This window comes from Embleya sp. NPDC005575, assembly GCF_040605455.1.
Lineage (GTDB): Bacteria > Actinomycetota > Actinomycetes > Streptomycetales > Streptomycetaceae > Embleya.
In genome coordinates this window covers 72,846-89,018 of sequence record NZ_JBEXCV010000006.1, presented here as the reverse complement: position 1 = coordinate 89,018, position 16,173 = coordinate 72,846, and the positions used below count along the sequence as shown (strand labels likewise).

Sequence of the window (16,173 nt, the reverse complement as noted above, 5' to 3'; positions counted from 1 at the left end):
TCACTTGATGTTGTCGGTCGGTCGTCTTCGACCGCTGTGCGTCGGCGGCAGGCTGCCTGGCGGCAGCGTCCCGCGTTGTCCGATAGAGCCCGGCGGTCAGTGCTGGGTGGAAAACTGTCCGGCATGATCGAACCAAATCCGAAAGCGGACATTCTTCGTTATCTGCAAGACGGTCGGGACGCCTTGGTGTGGAAGCTCGATGGGCTCTCGGAATACGACATCCGCCGCCCATTGACCCCCACGGGCACGAATCTGCTGGGGTTGGTCAAACATGTCGCCGGCGTGGAGCTGGGGTACTTCGGTGACACGTTCGGGCGGCCGTTCTTCGGGGAGGAGCCGCCACCCTGGTGGTACACGGAGGACGCAGAACCCAACGCGGACATGTGGGCCACCGCGGACGAGTCGCGTGAAGACATCCTTGGGCTGTATCACCGGGCGTGGGAGCACTCCAACAGCACGATCGCGACGCTGACCCTCGACGCGATCGGTCACGTCCCGTGGTGGCCGGAGGAGCGACGAGAAGTGACGCTGCATCACCTCCTGGTGCGCGTGATCTCCGACACTCAGCGGCACGCCGGCCAAGCCGACATCGTGCGAGAACTCATCGACGGATCCGTCGGGTACTTGCAAGGCAAGGACAACATGCCACCAGGAGATCAGACATGGTGGGAGGACCACCGCCGTCGACTGGAGCGCGTGGCGCGGGAAGTCGGCAACGGCTGATCTCGCCCCGCCACCGCCGACCCCACCGGTCCCGGGTCGACCATGCGGGCGCCACTCGGATGGCTTGGGACTGCTCAGCCTCAGCTTTGCTGTGCGCGAGGCGGTACGACGCTCGCGTCCCTCGCCGCAGGAGCGGCAATCCAACTTCGACGCGAGGCGTGGGCGACGACGCCGAACGGCCCTGCGTCCATGGCATCTCCCGGGCGGCGGACGACGGCGAGAGCACCCCCCGCGTGCCGATCCCACTGCTGCTCGCGATCAGCGCCGCCGCCCTGCTCGCGGTCGCCCCGGTCACCCGACGATTGCTGCGCATCGCACCGATCGACACGGTCGGAGCCAAGGAATAGCCGGCGACGATCGTATCTGCCCCGACCCCTCCTTGGGCCGTCAGAGGGAATCTCCCGCGCCACGTGGCTCGGTATGCGGGTCCTTCCGCGGGGTGCGTGGTGGAGTGGCGGAGGCCCGCATAGTGGCGGGCCGTTGCAGCCGCCCGCACGGCGGCCGAGGGGAAGGGCGGCCGATGGGAATCATCGTCAGCAGGGTCTCGGCGGCGGTCGCCGTCGTGCTGGTGGCCGCATCGTCGAGCGGTTGCTCGGACAGCGGCGGTGGCTCGTCGACCTCGAAGTCCCCCAGCGCAGGCGGGGGAACGGTGTCCTCGGGTGCCGCGGCGGTGCAGACCCGATCCGGAGCGCTCGGGAAGATCCTGGTCGACCCCACGGGGCGAACCCTCTACCTGTTCGATGCCGACAGCTCGGGCACCTCGACCTGCTCCGGTGGCTGCGCGGCGGCGTGGCCTCCGCTGCTGACACCCGGACAGCCGAGTGCGGGCGGGGACGCCAAGGCCGACCTGATCGGCACGACGACCCGCAGCGACGGCGGCCAGGAAGTGACGTACAACGGTCACCCCCTGTACCTGTACCAAGGGGATCAGCAGCCCGGCGACACCCATGGCCAAGGGCTCGATCAGTTCGGCGCCAAGTGGTACGTCGTGGATACCAACGGCAACAAGGTGACCACGCCCCCGAGTGGCAGCACCGGTGGCGGCTACTGACGCAACCGAAGCCCACCACGCGCCAACCGAGCCCGGCGACGTCTTCGGACCTCGACCGGCTCCAGGCCATGCGCGCGGAGTGGTTGGACGCACCATCCCAAGACCGCACCGCCCGCCCGCCGACCCGGTGACGTGACCCGGGCGGTGGGGCGCGGATCGTCGCACCTGGAGATAGGCGAAAACCGCGCCCAGGAGCGTGGCCACCCCAGGAGCCCTGCCCAGATCTTGCGGGCCGGTGTCCACCAGGAGGGTTCGTGGGTCGGTGACGCGTCGACGGCCACTGTGTTGCCGTGCTGAGCGCAGGTGTGCGGAGCGGTGACGTCGATCGGGGAGTGGTTTCCGGCCGTGATGTGCACCGCGTGCAGGGCCTGTGCAACCCGGGCGGGAGTCGGTTCCTGTTGTGGCTCGGTGACAAGGCAACCTTGTCGGTGAACCCGAAGCGGCCCGGCCGGTTGTCCGGGCCGGACCGTGCGTTCGGCTACCTCGGGTTGTTCAAGGCTTCGGTCCGGGCGATCTCGCGTGCCCGCTCGGTCGCCTGCTCGATGCTCTCGTCGGGCCTGGGGTACACCGTGACGGTGCGGATCACCCCGTCATCCGGGCCTGGCCAGTCGACCTCGATCGGCTCGACGTCGTGCGCGTCGGTCATCGGTTCCTCCGTTTGGGGTGCGGTGATGCATATTCTCTGCCCCCAGATCCGGGGCCGGCGGCGGTCCCGGATTGCCCGCGCCCGATTCCGGTGGCGTCGCGAAGTCGGCGGCCCGACGAGACGGGCCAGGTCCTTCGCGGTGAGCCGCCGGTGGGGACCGTGGGCCGGCTCCGCGCCGCCCTTGCGGACCTGCCCGACGACGCACCGATCGCGGTCGCCGTACCCGAGGGATCGCCCGGGACCGAGCGGTACGAAACGACCTGCGGCACGGACCGGGTGATCTCCCACGCCGGATTCGGCCGGGCGATCCGGCGCAAAGAACGCGGCACCGTCCCGGACACGCACATCACGAGCAATTTCGGGTGGGCGTCCCGGCGAACATCCCTACCGCTCGGCGGGTTTCGGGGCGTTTGGTGTGTCGCCTTCGCGGTCGCGTCGCGATCCTTGTCGTGTCGGTTCGTCGGCGGGAGCGACACGCATGCCAAGGCCCGGGCCCCGCATGGTCCGGGTGCCGGTTGCGGTGGTGAATGCCTATACGCGAGGGTCAAGGAATGCCCTCGGATACCCGCCTGTACGACATCGTCTTGTTCGGCGCGACCGGGTTCACCGGAAGGCTGGTCGCTGCCTACCTGGCCCGCCACGCACCGCCGACCACCCGCTGGGCCATGGCCGGTCGCGACCTCGGCCGGCTCCGCGACCTGCGCGACGGAATACTGCGCGACGAAACGCCGCATCACGAAACACCGGGCAGCAACGAAACACCGGGCAGCAACGGAACACTGGGCAACGAAACGCCAGGCAACGAAACGCCACGTGACGCAACGCCGCGCAACGAAATGCCGCGCAACGAACCCGTCCCGGACCCCCCGCAGCCCGCTCTCCTGCGCGTGGACGCCGACGACCCCGCCGCACTCGCCGAGATCGCCGCCGCCACCCGCGTCGTGGCCACCACCGTCGGCCCCTACCTCCGCCACGGCGCCGCCCTCGTTGCGGCCTGCGCCGCCTCCGGCACGGACTACGTCGACCTGTGCGGCGAGCCCGAGTTCGTCGACCGGGTCTACCTCGACCACCACGCCCGCGCGGTCGCGACCGGCGCCCGCCTCGTACACGCCTGCGGCTTCGACTCGATTCCGTACGACCTGGGCGTGCTGTACACGATCGGTCTGCTCCCACGCGACGTCCCGATCCTGGTGGACGGCTTCGTCCGAGCGAGCGGTACCTTCTCCGGCGGCACGTTCCACTCCGCTCTGAACGTCTTCGCCCGCCTTCCCGAAGCCGACCGTGCCCACCGGGCCCGCCGCGCCGTGGAACCGGCCCCGATCGGCCGCCGGGTCCGGATCGGCACCGGCCCGCCGCGCCTCGACCGAACCACCGGCATGTGGGCGATCCCGCTGCCCACCATCGACCCCCAGATCGTGGTCCGCTCCGCCGCGGCCCTCCCCGACTACGGCCCGGACTTCACCTACCGCCACTACGCGGCCGTCAAGCACCTCCCGATCGCCGCGGCCGGCGCCCTGGGTTTGGGCACCCTGGTCGCGCTGGCCCAAATCGCCCCGATCCGCGAACGCCTGCTCGCCCGCCGCGCCCCCGGCACCGGACCCGCCACCGCCGCCCGCGAAAAGTCCTGGTTCCACGTCCTGTTCGTCGCCGAAGCAGGCGACCGCCGAGTGATCACCCGGGTCTCCGGAGGCGACCCGGGCTACACCGAATCGGCCAAGATGCTCGCCGAATCCGCCCTGTCCCTGGCCCACGACGACCTCCCCACCACCGCCGGCCAAACCACCCCCGCCGCCGCCCTCGGCGACCCGTTGATCGCCCGCCTCCAGGCGGCCGGCATCACCTTCCAGGTCCTCCGCGACCAAAGACGCCGCTGACCTCACCCCACGCCATCAACGGCTCCCCGTCCACCGCCACCCATCGTGCCGGGCCAGGCCGGTGACCACCTACCCGGCTGCCTGTCCATCCACCGATCGGTGGATGGAGTCCGTTCTCGGTGGAGAGGCGGGTCCACCAGGCGACCGCGCGGGTAGAGCCTGTTGGCGGATTCGGCGCGGGTGGGGCGGATCGCTGACCCGGGTCACCCGCACCGAACTGCGCCTGCTCCTGCGCGAACCGGTCGGCCTGCTGTGAGGTCTCGGCTTCCCCGTCCTGATGCTGGTGGTGCTCGGTTCGATCCCCGGCACCCACGAGCGCACCGACAAGCTCGGCGGACAGAGCGCGGTCGAGACGTACGTCCCGATCCTGGCCGCATTCACCTTCGCGATGCTCGCGCTCAACGCGATGCCACCGACACTGGCCGGCTACTGGGAGAAGGGCGTACTGCGGCGGCTGTCCACGACGCCGCTGCCGCCGAGTCGGGTACTGGCCGCGCAGGTCCTGATCCACGGCGCGGTCGCCGCCGTGGCCACCGTGCTGCTCGAACTGATCGGCCGCTTCGCGTTCGACGTACACCTCCCGCGAGCACCGCTTGCGGCTCCGGGCAATACCTCGGAGCGCTGGTACTGACCGTCGTGGCCGGCGCGTGGTCGTTCCGGATGGACGCCCTGCGCCCGATCCGGCAGGACCAACTGCGGCGCATCCACGTCTACTACTGGATCCGGTGGGCGCTCACCGGCGAGGGCTGCTCACCTGAAAGTCGGCACTCGGCAACAGCCGGCACTCGGCCGTCCGGGCGACGCCGGGTCCCGCCCGACCACGTTCACCGTGCCCGATCTGCCGGTCTCCCGGCCCATGCCCGGCCACCCCGGGCACGCTCCCGCCGGCCGCCGAGGACGACCGCTGGGCGTACGAGACCCAACTGGACGGTCGGTGCTGCGTCGGCTACATCCCGGGCGACGGCACGGTGGCGCTGCGGTCCCGCTTGGGAGCGAACGATCCGACCGCGCACCGCGGCCCACACGGCGGCGCCGCCGAAAGCGGCCCGCCGAAGCCGACGCCCCCGCCGTGGGCCGGACGTCTCGGCGACCGCGGGGGCCAACGCCCCCGGGCGCGACCCCGGTGGCGATTTACGCCCAGTACGCGCTGCCCCGGAGGCGTACGCGCCGATCTCCGACGCCGCCGCCCACCAGGGGGTTCGACGGCCCGAGGTTTGCGACAGGGTTGCAACACGCGGGTATGGACACGGTCGTCGAGTGCCGCCGAAAATCTCCCCATGTCGTCGCGTGAGTTCCAGCTGATCCGATTGTCGGAGGCCGAGCGTGAACGCGCGTTGGGAGTGCTGCGTGACGGCGCCGGATCGGGGCGGCTGTCACACGACACGTTCATGCACCGCATGCTGATCGTGCTCAAGGCCCGCAACCGCGTCGAAGTCGCGGAGGTGATCGCGGATTTGCCCGCGCACGACTCGTGGTTGCCGAGACTGCTGCGCCGCGCGGCGACGCGGCTGAACGCCTTCGTGTCCGGGGCGCCGCGCGTCTCCCGCACGGTGGAGACGCGCACGCCCGGACTGCGACTGCCGGACCCGGGGTCGGCCGCCATGCACATCGGACGCAGCCACCTCGCCGATCTGCGCCTCGCGCACGATTCCGTCTCGCGCAGGCACGCGCGATTGTGTGTTCGGGACGAGGGTTGGGTCCTGGAGGACCTGGGTTCGATGAACGGTACGCACGTCAACGGGCTGCGCATCATGGGCCCGGTGTCCGTGCGGCCGGGCGATCACGTGCAGTTCGGACTCGTCAGCTACCGTCTGTCGGCCGGATAGCGAACGAAGGGGCAGGCGATGCCGGCCGACAGCCGGCCGCTGGACGACGACACCCAGATCGGCGCGTGGGAAGAGCAGTACGACGTGATCGGCGCGGGCGAGGATGACCTGGCCCGGATGATCACGTTCGTGCAGTGGCAGGTACTGCGCGCCGCGATGCCGGTCCGACGGACCGCCCAACACCCGGAGACCGGGCCGATCCCGATCGCGGCCGCGCACGCCTTCGACGCCGTGCAGGTCCTGCTCGGCGTCGTCGTCGCGGCGAGCCGGGACGCGGCGGTCTCCGGCGACACGGACACCCTCGTCGCGCAGGCCGACCGACTCCGCGACGCGCGGGCCTCACTGGAGAACACGATCGGCAACACCGATGCCCTGCTGAACATGCTCGACTCGGTCGACCTGTAGCGGGTGCCGGCCACGACGACGGGCCCCAGCGCATGCTCGTGGTGGAACCCGTCGTCGTGCGGCGAGCCGCAACGACACCACCGGTCCCGGGTCGCGAGCCGGGCCGCCGCCCGTGACGGTGAGGAAAGCGGCCCGGGCACCCACGCGCAATACCACCCGGTCGCGCACCTTCCGCGCACTCTCGACGCAGTCCGCGAACCGACAGGCTGACCGACACCGAACCGGCCGAGGGATGGCGCAAGGTCGGGGTCCGGGAGGGCATGTCGGTGACCGTGCAGCGTCTTTGTCCAGGATCGGCCGCGTCGACGGCGGAGCCGCCACCGGGTCGCCGATCCCGACCACGGTCACGTCGGTATCCCAGACGCCGCGGTGATCGAACGGCGCGCGGCCGACCTGCGCCGAACCCTCGCCACCGGCGCCCCGATCGTCCGCGCCATCCCACTGCCCGCCGTGCGAGAGTGCCGCTCCGTCACCGTGACCTGCCCCTTACACCCGGTGGTGGACTCTCTCTTCGACCAGCTTGGCGGAGCGCTTCCCGTCGCGGAGGAGGATGCCTTCAACGCCTTCTCCGCACTGACCGGGACGCTCACCGCCCACTACGCCTACCTCGCCACGCTCACCTCGTGGGCCACCGGCCACGGCATCGCCCCGGCCGCCGCCGACCGGTATGTGCGCGGCCTCTTCCAGAATGTCGGCCGCTCCCTGGGCGACGAGACCCGCCCTCTGCACCAACTCGCCGCCGACCACGAGACACCCAAGGGGAACAACGAGCGCATCCGCACCACCTGGTTCGATCCGGCGAACGCCGCAGCCCTCAAAAAGGCCCTGGACGGCCTCCTCGCCGATCTGAAGTAAGAGCGTCCGGCTGGGACGTGCGTCCAGACCAGGAGCGGCGTGAGGGCAACCGCGGGAAACTCTCCGCCGCCGGCGGTAACCGGCGCTCCGCGGCAGGGCTCGTGGACCGTGTCCCGGCCGACGCGCAGTAGTCGGCCTCGCCGGGTCTGCCGAGAACCGACCGTCATTGATTTTCGGCCGTCGCGGCTGCGTTAAGCGACAACACAACTACTCTGTGTCAGATTGCTGCGCATGGAGACCACCGCTACCTTCTGCACGATCGTCCCACCGCACATCCTCGACAGGCTCGCCCAATCCGAGGACCCCGCCGTTCACGGGCCCGCCCGGCGCACCCTCGAACGCGACTCCCTGTTTCGCACCCAGCGCAGGATCAGTGCGGTTCGCGGCGCATCCGCTCCGGACGGAACCCCCTCCGGCAGGCCGCTGCGCACCATCTATGACGCCGCGCAGCAGGACTCGCTGCCCGGTACGAAGGTGCATGCCGAGAGCGACCAGCCTGCCGAGGACCAAGCGGTCAACCAGGTACGCGCCTGGCTCGGCGCGACCTTCGACTTCTACCTCAAGGCGTACGGTCGGCACTCGATCGACGACTGCGGGCTGTCGCTCAACGCCACCGTCCACTTCGGCGACGGTTACGGGAACGCGTTCTGGAACGGCGAACAGATGGTCCTCGGTGACGGCATGGGGGAGGTGTTCCTCGGCTTCACCCATGATCTGGACGTCGTCGCCCACGAACTCACCCACGGCGTCACGCAGTACACCGCCGATCTGGACTACCACGGGCAGTCCGGCGCGCTCAACGAGTCGGTCTCGGACGTCTTTGCCTCGCTCATCAAGCAGTACGCGCTCGGCCAGTCCGCCGACCGGGCCGACTGGCTCATCGGCGCCGGACTGTTCGGCCCGGCCATCCACGGCGAGGCGCTGCGTTCACTCAAAGCCCCGGGCACCGCCTACGACGACCCTCGGCTCGGCAAGGACCCCCAGCCGGCCACCATGGACGACTACGTGAGGACCAGTCGCGACAACGGCGGCGTGCACATCAACTCCGGCATCCCCAACCACGCCTTCTACCTGGCGGCCGGCGCCCTCGGCGGGAATGCCTGGGAGCGGGCCGGAAGGATCTGGTACGCCACCCTCACCGGCGGCGAGCTGGCCACCGACGCCGACTTCGCGGACTTCGCCCGGCTGACCGCGGCGACCGCTCGAAGCCTGTTCGGCGACGGCGACGAGATCCAGGCGGTCCTCAAGGCGTGGTCGATGGTCGGGGTGCCCACCGAGTAGACAGTAGGACAGGAAGGGTCGGGGGCGTCGCGGGCGGCGACCCTCGCATCCTCCGACCCTGCGAACAGGCCGGCATCAACCTTCGGCGAGATCGCTCAACCTCCGATGCGACAGGACAAACACATCGACGCCGCCCGCCGAACGCGCTCGGCTGCGCAAAGCCGGCCGCTTCATCCAGCAGCAGGTCGCCGACGCCCTGGGCGTCACCCGCGTGACGGTCGTGGGCTGGGAAGCCGGCCGCACCGAACCCCGACCACCCCAACGCCCCGCCTACGCCCGACACCCGAGATCGTTCTCGCGAACAGCACTGTGGACTGAGGACGGCTGGCATCGATCCTGTTCGGTGGGCTAGGTTATGCGGCTATGACTACCGGGACGGCATTGCGCCACACACGGATTGGTGACCCGGCGCTCCTCTGAGCGCCGTCCGGGCCGCTGCCGGCCCGCTGTCGGATCGAGGATCTGGCGCTGCTGCGCGAGCTCCGCCTCCTGTCGTGTTGATCACAGCTCGACTCGTCACCCACGACAGGAGAATTCATGCCCATCAAGACGCTGCGCATTCCCACCGCGGACGGCCAGGCCGACGCTTTCGCCGCCTTCCCCGACGATGGCGAGCGGCACCCAGGGGTGCTGATGTACGCGGACGGCTTCGGCATCCGGCCCGTGCTGCGGGAGTTGGCCCACGAACTGGCCGGGCACGGGTACTACGTGCTCGTCCCCAATCTGTTCTACCGGCACGGCCCGGCACCGGTGATCGCACTTCCCGAGTACATCGGCGAAGAGGTCCGGCCTGCGGTCTTCGCCCAGCTGATGCCCTTGATCGAGGCGCACACCACCGAACATGTCCTTAGCGACGCCGACGCCTATCTCAGGTTCCTCACCGATCAGCCCGAGGTAGGCACCGGTCCGGTCGCGGTGACCGGTTACTGCATAGGCGGCCTCTGGGCCATGCGCACCGCCGCGGCCCACCCCGGCCAGGTGGCCGCCGTCGCCGCATTCCACGGTCCCGTGGGCGTCGACGGTCCCGACCTCTTTTCCAAGCTCACCGCCCAGGTCCACCTCGGCCATGCCGAAGGCGACATGACACCTGAGGCACTTGGCGAGCTCAACCAGGCCCTGGACGCCGCAGGTGTCAGCTACAGCTCCGAGATCTACCCCGGCACCATCCACGGCTTCACCATGTCCGACACCGACGCTTTCAGCGCCTCCGGGCTGAAGCGCCACTGGGATCGCCTGCTCCCCCTCTTGGATCGCACCCTGGCACATAGCTGAGGCTCCGACTTGGATACCGACCTGAAGCACACAGCTCGGAAGTCCCAGGGGAATGATCACCCTTTCGGGTGATCGAAAGTGCGTGTGACCGTTCGTACTCCAGTGCCCGTGCAACTGTCCTGCGATCAAGGTCGGTTACATAGGCACTGGGGGCGGACGGTGGATGCGGAGGTGTGTGTTCGGCTTGCCGAGGACGAGGTGAATGAGGGCCTCGCCTGGGAGTCGGTCCCGCTGGAGATGCCGTACGCGGCCGAGCCGTGGCGGACGTTCCGGCAGGCCCGGATCACCGAGGCGGTCCGGCACACCCACAACCGGGCCGGCGCCCGCATGGTCCCCGTCGACGAGACCCCGCCGCCTCGACCCCCGCACCACCACCGGCGCCGAGACCACCGACCCGCGAGGCGCAACTCGTGGGACGGGCCTGCCTGGTCGACTGCGGGCGTTCCCGGCCCGGCTCGGGCAACGCGAACCGTCAGCTCTTGGCGCCGGCGTCGCCCGCGCCCCACGCCGGCGGCGGTGGGGTGTCCTGAGCCGCCGAACCGTCCCAGGTGTACTTGTCGGGGATGGTGGCGTTGTCGGCGAAGGCGGTGCCGGTCGGCCCGAACTCGCCGGGCCCTGGGCCGGGTCGGCCCGAGTAGACGATGTCGATCAGCAGGATCCGGTCGTTGCCCGCCGTGCCGTCCTTGTCCGTGGACGTGGTGAGCCAGATGTCTCCGTCGGGGTCGACCTCCACGGTGCGCAGCCGGTCGTACGTCCCCTCGAAGAACGACTTCTGCTCGACCAGATTGGAGCTGGAGTCGATGCGCAGCCGGTAGATTCGCTCACCGCGAGTCGTGGCCACGAACACGTGGTCGTTGATGATGGTCAGGCCGCTCGGCGAGGCGGACGACACCGGCCAGGTCTTCTTCGGCGCGATGTATCCGGAGCAACTACCTTCGGTGCCCTGACAGTTGGGCCAACCGTAGTTACCGCCTTTCTGGATCAGGTTGACCTCGTCCATGATGTTGTCGCCGAACTCTGCCTGCCAGAGGCGTCCCTTGGAGTCGAAGTCCAGGCCCTGCGGGTTGCGGTGCCCGATGGACCAGACGGCATTGCCGAACGGGTTGTCCGACGGGATCGAGCCGTCCGGGTTGATGCGCAGGATCTTGCCGTTGAGGGAGTTCTTGTCCTGCGCCCGGGAGTCGTTCTGGGCATCGCCCATGCCGGCGTACAGCTTGCCGTCAGGCCCGAAGCGAAGCCGCCCGCCGTTGTGGTAGCGGCTCTTGGCCATGCCATCGAGCAGCACCTTGTAGCCGCTGAGCGCGTTGTTCTCCAGCTTCATCCGGGCGATGCGGTTGCCGTCGGACGAGGTGTGCAGGAAGTACACGTAGTGGTCGGTGGCGAAGTTCGGGGAAACCTCCACGCCCATGAGACCGCCCTCGCCACCGGTGGTCTGGGAGTTGGGCACCTTGCCGAGCTGTGTCTTGTGGCCGGACTTGGTCAGCCGGTAGACGTTGAAGGTGTTCCGCTCGGTGTAGATCCCGGAGCCGTCCGGCAGGAACGCCACGCCCCAGGCGACATCCACACCGTCGGCCAGGGTCTTCACGGTGCCCGGATCGGGGGTGCCGCCCGGCTGGGAACCGGCGGTGGTGACGCTGATCTCCGGGCCGAACGCCGACTGGTTGCCCTTGGCGTCGAAGGCCCGCACCTTGAACCTGTACGCCGTGTCGGCCTTCAGGCCGGCGACGGTCGTGGACGCGGTTCCCGAGGTACCCGCGGCGGCGCCGTCACGGTAAATGTCATACCCCGTGACCTTCACGTTGTCGGTGGACGGCGTCCATGCCAGGTCGACGCTGGTCGCGGTCTTGCCGGTGGCGTGCAGCCCCTGCGGGGCACTCGGCGCCTCGCCGTCGGGTGGCGCGGGCAGCGTGGCGATGGTGACCGCGTTGCTGGCGTCGGAGACGTTCGGGGCTGCATCGCGCGCGAATACGGTCCAGTCGTAGCTGGTCTCGGGCGTCAGGCCGGTCACCGTGGTGGCGAGCGTGGAGCCGTCGACCTGCTTCATGAGCTGGCCGTGCTGGTAGACGTCGTACCCGGTGACCTTCACGTTGTCACTGGCCGCGTCCCAGGTGAGGGACACGGAGGTGGTGGTCGGCTCCTTGTCCCTGCGCAGGTTCTTCGGGGCCGTCGGCTTCTCGGTGTCGGCCGGGTCCTGCGGGGTGACGGTCAGGCTGTCGAGATTGGGGCCGTCCACACCCGAGGTGGTGGCGCGGATCCTGTTGGTGCCCGCAACCAGTGCCGTCGTGACGGAGGCCGTCTTCCAGGTCGTCCAGGCGCCGGTGCCAGGGAAGGAGAGGTCGCCGGCGGCCTGGGTGCCGTTGACCGTGATGTCCAACGGCCGGTCGGCGGAGGTGCCGTTGGCGTAACGGAAGTCGAGCTTCGTGGCTCCCGGCTGCTGCGCCTGGACGGTGAACTCGACGTACGCGTCGGAGACCACGTCGAAGTTCACGAAGCCGGTGCCGGTGTGGCCGGCGTGGTTGGACTCCACTTTGCCCTTGACGACATGGGCGGCCTCGGCCTCGTACGTGGCGGCGTGAGGGAGGGGAGCGGAGTGGGCAGCGGGCAGGGCCAGGCAGAGCGAGGCGGTGGTGGCCGCACCTACCAGGGCGCCGAACGCCCTGGACGGCCGGGATTTGATGCATCTCACGGTGTCCTCCAGCGAAGAGGGGCTGAGCACAGGACGGCTCAGCGACTCGTGGTGCTGCCCGGGCGGGTCCGCTGCGAGAGTCTTCGCGGCAAGCGATATCCGGCAACGGTCGTTCACGCGGGGGAAGTTGGCGCTGGACCTCGATAGTTAGGAAACTTTCCTATCTGGTGATGGAGCACGCTAGGCCTCGGTTGTGTACCTGTCAACGGGTCACGCGCCACTCGATGTGCGGGCCCACTCCCGACCGCGCCTCGGTCATGCCGCTGAATCGCCGCATGAGGCATTGAAGCGAGTACCGAGCCGCTCTGTGAACCCGCGGCGGCGCGCCCTCGGCGTGGGGGCCGAGGGAAAGGAATGCCCGGTGAGGCCGCCGGCGGCCCGGCAGCCGAATGGGCGCCCGGCTGCGGCGGCCAAATGAGGAACTGGGCCGCTCGCGCCCGGGTTTGGGGGTCCCCGGGTCGGCCGGGCACCGTGCCGCGCACCCGCGCGGCCGCGACGCGCCTGCGGACCTGCCAAAACCGCACGACGCCGCTGTCGGCGACGACAGGATCCGGTCGTCCCCGGAGGCGAATTCGCCACCGGTGATCTCGTCGGTCCCGGACGGGAGTTGGGCGAGAACCACGGGCGAGGTCGCCCATGAACGGCGGGACGTGACCGTCCCTACGGTTGGTCGTAGAAGCGTCTCCTCCGCGCGAGGCAATCGGAAACGCGTGTGTGAACGGCGGGTGGTGCGAACACGGTTTCACAACCCGGGGATGCCGCGCGCCCCGTTTCGGAGGCGCCGGTCGTGCCTCCTGCGCCCCTACGTACGCGAGGGTCGGTGGCCGAGCCCGCGGCCCGGTTTTCCGCGCTCTCAGTCCGACATGGGGCGGAAGATCAGCACTGCTGTGGCCAGGAGCAAGGACCCGCACGCGGCCTGCTCGCCGATCATCCACGCGGGCAGCGGCAGGAAGAACAGCACTCCGAGAAACGCGGCCAGCGGGAGCGCGACGACGATCCGCAGACGGAGCACGGCGCGGGCGTCTCCGCCGACGGCGCGCGTGGCGAAAACGAAGCTGAGGATCGATGTCGCCGCGACGATGACCCCGCGGATCCATGCCTGGGGAGTGACCTGCCCGGGCGCGACGTTCGACAGAACGACCAGGGCGAGCACGGTCGCAAGGCTCAGCGCCGGATAGACGCCTGCGGAGCTGGCCGCGCGCCACCGCGGGGCGTGGTCCAGCGCAGAACGAGTCGTCGAGCCGGAGGGCTTACCCGCCGCGTATTGGTTCGTCCGCGGAACCGACCCGGCCGCCTACGCGGAAGCGCAGGCTGCGGACCGGATCGCGCAAAGCATCCCACCAACCACTCCCGGTACTTCGCGCCCGTGCTCCCACCCTGACGACCGGTGTCGAGACACTGGTGGCCGCCGCCCTCACCTGGCTCGCCCCGTGGCGCGCAGCCGCGCCGGGCCACGGTCGCCACCCACGACGCCGCCCCTGTCCGGGCGTTCGGACAGGGGCGGCGCGCCTGGTGTGGGGTCACACCGCCAGTCGGTGCACGCTCCCGTACGTCGTCCCCGCGAACAGCCACCGGCCGTCGGCCGACACGGTCAGCGACGACACCGACGGCTCCGGCAGGTTCCTGGTGATCGAGCCCCAGGTCCGGCCGCCGTCGGTGCTGCGTAGCACCCCGAGCGCCGGGGTGTGGTATTCGTGCGATCCCGCGAACACCGTCGAGCCGTCCGGGGTGAACGCCAGCGAGCTCAGGTAGCCGGTCAGGTCGGCGGCCACCTTCGTCAGGTGCTTGCCGTCGTCGGTGGTCACATAGATCGCGTCCTTCGCGGCGATGACCGCGTGGCCCGGGGTGCGCGGGTTCAGCGCGATCGCGCTCACCCAGCCGTCGAGCACCTTGTTCAGGGTGACGCCGCCGTCGGTGGTGCGGAACAGCCCGTCCGGGCCGCCGAGCCAGGCGCTGTCGGGGTTGACCCGGTCGACGGCGACGCTGGTGAAGCCCTTCAGGTCGTCGTGCGCGTTCTGGACGAGGGACTCACCGCCGTCGTTGCTGGTGTACACGGCCGACGGCGAGTGGGTGGCGATGTACAGCCGCTTCGGGTCGGCGGGGCTGACCGTGATGCCGAGTGCCTTGCCCGGCACGGCGGTCTGGATGATGGTCCATCGCAGGCCCGCGTCGGTCGACTTCTCCAGGTAGAAGCACGGTTGATCGGAGTTGCAGGTGTTGCGTACCCGGTACACCGTCGAAGGGTTCGACGGATCGGTGGCCAGGCCGTCGATCCGGTTGCCGAAGGTGTGCGGCGCGGTGCCGGAGAAACCCCATTCCTGGTACCCGCGCGGCAGCCGGTCCTTCAGTGGCGCGGACGACTGGTAGCTGCCGGTCATGGTGCCCGCGACGATCGCCGGGCCCGACCTGCCCTGGGCGACGGTCAGCGACAACACTTCGGAGCCGGGCACCCCGATCCGGCGGAAGGACTGGTGGTCGTCGGTGGTGTAGATGCCCGCACCGGCCGAGATCACGTCCGTGCCGGGCCGTCCGGGGAAGGTGCCGGTGGTCTCGTACATGTCGATGCGGGCCAGGCCCGCCTCGGCGTGCCAGGTGCGGCCGTTGTCGCGGCTGCCCCATTGCTGCATCTCGCCGGTGGATTGGTTGACCTGGATGTGCAACCGGCCCGAACCGTCCACGATCGCGGCCAGGACCACCACGTCGGTGCCCCACGGCCCGCGCAGCGCCCGCCAGTGCGCGCCCCGGTCGGTGGAGACGTGCGCGACCCCCAGGTCACCCCTGGCGACCAGGGTGCCACCGGTACCGGTGAACTGATCGACACCCGCGCCGGTCGAGCCGGGGCGGGGCAGCTTCACCGGGGTCCGCGCGCCCTGGCGGAGCACCCAGACATCGGCGCCGGACGTGAAGTACAGGTCGGCGCCGGCGAACTTCGGGTTCCGGGCGTCGGCGGGGGAATCGGGCAGCAGCAGCCAGGTGTTGCCGTAATCGGTGGTGACGCGCACACCGTCGTCGCCTGTGGCATACAGCCGCGCGCCGGTCGGGTCGAACACGACGCCGCTGACCCGACCCGGGGTGTCCAGCACTTGGGTGAACGTCTTGCCGGCGTCGGTGCTGCGCAGCACGTACCCGCGCCAGGGGTCCCGCTCCAGGCCGCCGGCGAACACCACGTCGGGCCGGAGCGGGCTGGCCGCGACGCCGCCGGCGTCCGTGGCGTTCACGGGCAGTTCGTTGCTCTGCTGCCAGGTGGTGCCCCGGTCGTCGGATCGGAAGACGACGTTGCCGATCGGGGTCTGCACGTAGGCCCGTTCGGGCCGGGCGGGGGTGAATGCCAGTTTGCCGCCGTTGCCGTTCGGGCCGACCTGCCGCCACTCGTTGCCCCGGGTGGCGAGGGACGTCGGCGTGTCGGCGGGGGCCACTGGTTCCGCTCCGGCGGGCACCGCGCCGAACGCGCCGAACACGGTGCCGAAGGCCACCGCTGCGATCAGGAATAGTCGGTGCCGGGACAGCTTCGCTGAACCCGACCGTGAATGCTGTGCGTTGAACATTCCGTCTCC

The 16,173-nt window shown here is 70.0% G+C and carries 15 protein-coding genes and 2 pseudogenes; 13 read left to right on the top strand and 4 right to left on the bottom strand.

All coding sequences use genetic code 11. The annotated features are described in order from the left end of the window. The first annotated feature begins 123 nt into the window (after positions 1-123). The 3 genes from ABZS54_RS03580 (at position 124) to ABZS54_RS03570 (ending at position 1,774) form a co-directional block, all read left to right on the top strand. The gene (locus ABZS54_RS03580) at positions 124-723 is read left to right on the top strand and encodes a DinB family protein (RefSeq protein ID WP_355530553.1); all 600 of its coding nucleotides are present in this window, start codon (positions 124-126) and stop codon (positions 721-723) included. A 158-nt stretch (positions 724-881) separates the two neighbouring features. Further along, positions 882-1,070: a hypothetical protein gene (locus ABZS54_RS03575; RefSeq protein ID WP_355530550.1), complete on the top strand. Its 189-nt coding sequence runs from the start codon at positions 882-884 to the stop codon at positions 1,068-1,070. A 173-nt stretch (positions 1,071-1,243) separates the two neighbouring features. Further along, a complete protein-coding gene (locus ABZS54_RS03570) occupies positions 1,244-1,774 on the top strand; it encodes a hypothetical protein (protein ID WP_355530548.1) in 531 nt (176 codons plus the stop codon). Between the two features lie 478 nt (positions 1,775-2,252). Here the strand turns inward: ABZS54_RS03570 and ABZS54_RS03565 are convergent, their stop codons facing one another. Beyond that, the gene (locus ABZS54_RS03565) at positions 2,253-2,420 is read right to left on the bottom strand and encodes a hypothetical protein (protein WP_355530545.1); all 168 of its coding nucleotides are present in this window, start codon (positions 2,418-2,420) and stop codon (positions 2,253-2,255) included. Here ABZS54_RS03565 and ABZS54_RS03560 point away from each other — a divergent pair. The 10 genes and pseudogenes from ABZS54_RS03560 to ABZS54_RS03515 form a co-directional block, all read left to right on the top strand. Beyond that, positions 2,406-2,663 (top strand): annotated as a pseudogene (locus tag ABZS54_RS03560) (DUF6225 family protein); the annotation flags it as partial. The gene ABZS54_RS03565 and the pseudogene ABZS54_RS03560 overlap by 15 nt on opposite strands. Positions 2,664-2,971: 308 nt before the next feature. Continuing rightward, positions 2,972-4,294 (top strand): saccharopine dehydrogenase, encoded by a 1,323-nt coding sequence (locus ABZS54_RS03555; protein WP_355530542.1) that lies wholly within the window; start codon positions 2,972-2,974, stop codon positions 4,292-4,294. 103 nt (positions 4,295-4,397) lie between these two features. Next, positions 4,398-4,550 (top strand): hypothetical protein, encoded by a 153-nt coding sequence (locus ABZS54_RS03550; protein WP_355530539.1) that lies wholly within the window; start codon positions 4,398-4,400, stop codon positions 4,548-4,550. Between the two features lie 21 nt (positions 4,551-4,571). Next, entirely contained in the window at positions 4,572-4,925 is a 354-nt protein-coding gene (locus ABZS54_RS03545) for an ABC transporter permease (RefSeq protein WP_355530536.1), read from the top strand. Between the two features lie 646 nt (positions 4,926-5,571). After that, complete coding sequence (locus ABZS54_RS03540; protein ID WP_355530533.1) at positions 5,572-6,120, top strand: DUF1707 and FHA domain-containing protein; 549 nt, start codon at positions 5,572-5,574, stop codon at positions 6,118-6,120. A gap of 18 nt (positions 6,121-6,138) precedes the next feature. Then, positions 6,139-6,525, top strand: a complete 387-nt coding sequence (locus ABZS54_RS03535; protein WP_355530530.1) for a DUF6245 family protein — start codon at positions 6,139-6,141, stop codon at positions 6,523-6,525. Positions 6,526-6,894: 369 nt separating this feature from the next. Continuing rightward, positions 6,895-7,380, top strand: a complete 486-nt coding sequence (locus tag ABZS54_RS03530) for a hypothetical protein (RefSeq protein ID WP_355530527.1) — start codon at positions 6,895-6,897, stop codon at positions 7,378-7,380. A gap of 231 nt (positions 7,381-7,611) precedes the next feature. Further along, positions 7,612-8,661: a M4 family metallopeptidase gene (locus ABZS54_RS03525; RefSeq protein WP_355530525.1), complete on the top strand. Its 1,050-nt coding sequence runs from the start codon at positions 7,612-7,614 to the stop codon at positions 8,659-8,661. A 130-nt stretch (positions 8,662-8,791) separates the two neighbouring features. After that, positions 8,792-8,941 (top strand): annotated as a pseudogene (locus tag ABZS54_RS03520) (helix-turn-helix transcriptional regulator); the annotation flags it as partial. A gap of 257 nt (positions 8,942-9,198) precedes the next feature. Then, positions 9,199-9,933 (top strand): dienelactone hydrolase family protein, encoded by a 735-nt coding sequence (locus tag ABZS54_RS03515; RefSeq protein ID WP_355530522.1) that lies wholly within the window; start codon positions 9,199-9,201, stop codon positions 9,931-9,933. 472 nt (positions 9,934-10,405) lie between these two features. Here the strand turns inward: ABZS54_RS03515 and ABZS54_RS03510 are convergent, their stop codons facing one another. The 3 genes from ABZS54_RS03510 to ABZS54_RS03500 form a co-directional block, all read right to left on the bottom strand. After that, entirely contained in the window at positions 10,406-12,460 is a 2,055-nt protein-coding gene (locus ABZS54_RS03510) for a PQQ-dependent sugar dehydrogenase (RefSeq protein ID WP_355530664.1), read from the bottom strand. Positions 12,461-13,472: 1,012 nt separating this feature from the next. Further along, positions 13,473-13,772, bottom strand: coding sequence for a hypothetical protein (locus tag ABZS54_RS03505; RefSeq protein WP_355530519.1), 300 nt, complete (start codon positions 13,770-13,772; stop codon positions 13,473-13,475). Positions 13,773-14,139: 367 nt separating this feature from the next. After that, positions 14,140-16,092 carry a hypothetical protein gene (locus tag ABZS54_RS03500; protein ID WP_355530516.1) on the bottom strand — a complete coding sequence of 651 codons (1,953 nt, stop codon included), beginning with the start codon at positions 16,090-16,092 and terminating at the stop codon, positions 14,140-14,142. Positions 16,093-16,173: the final 81 nt, after the last annotated feature.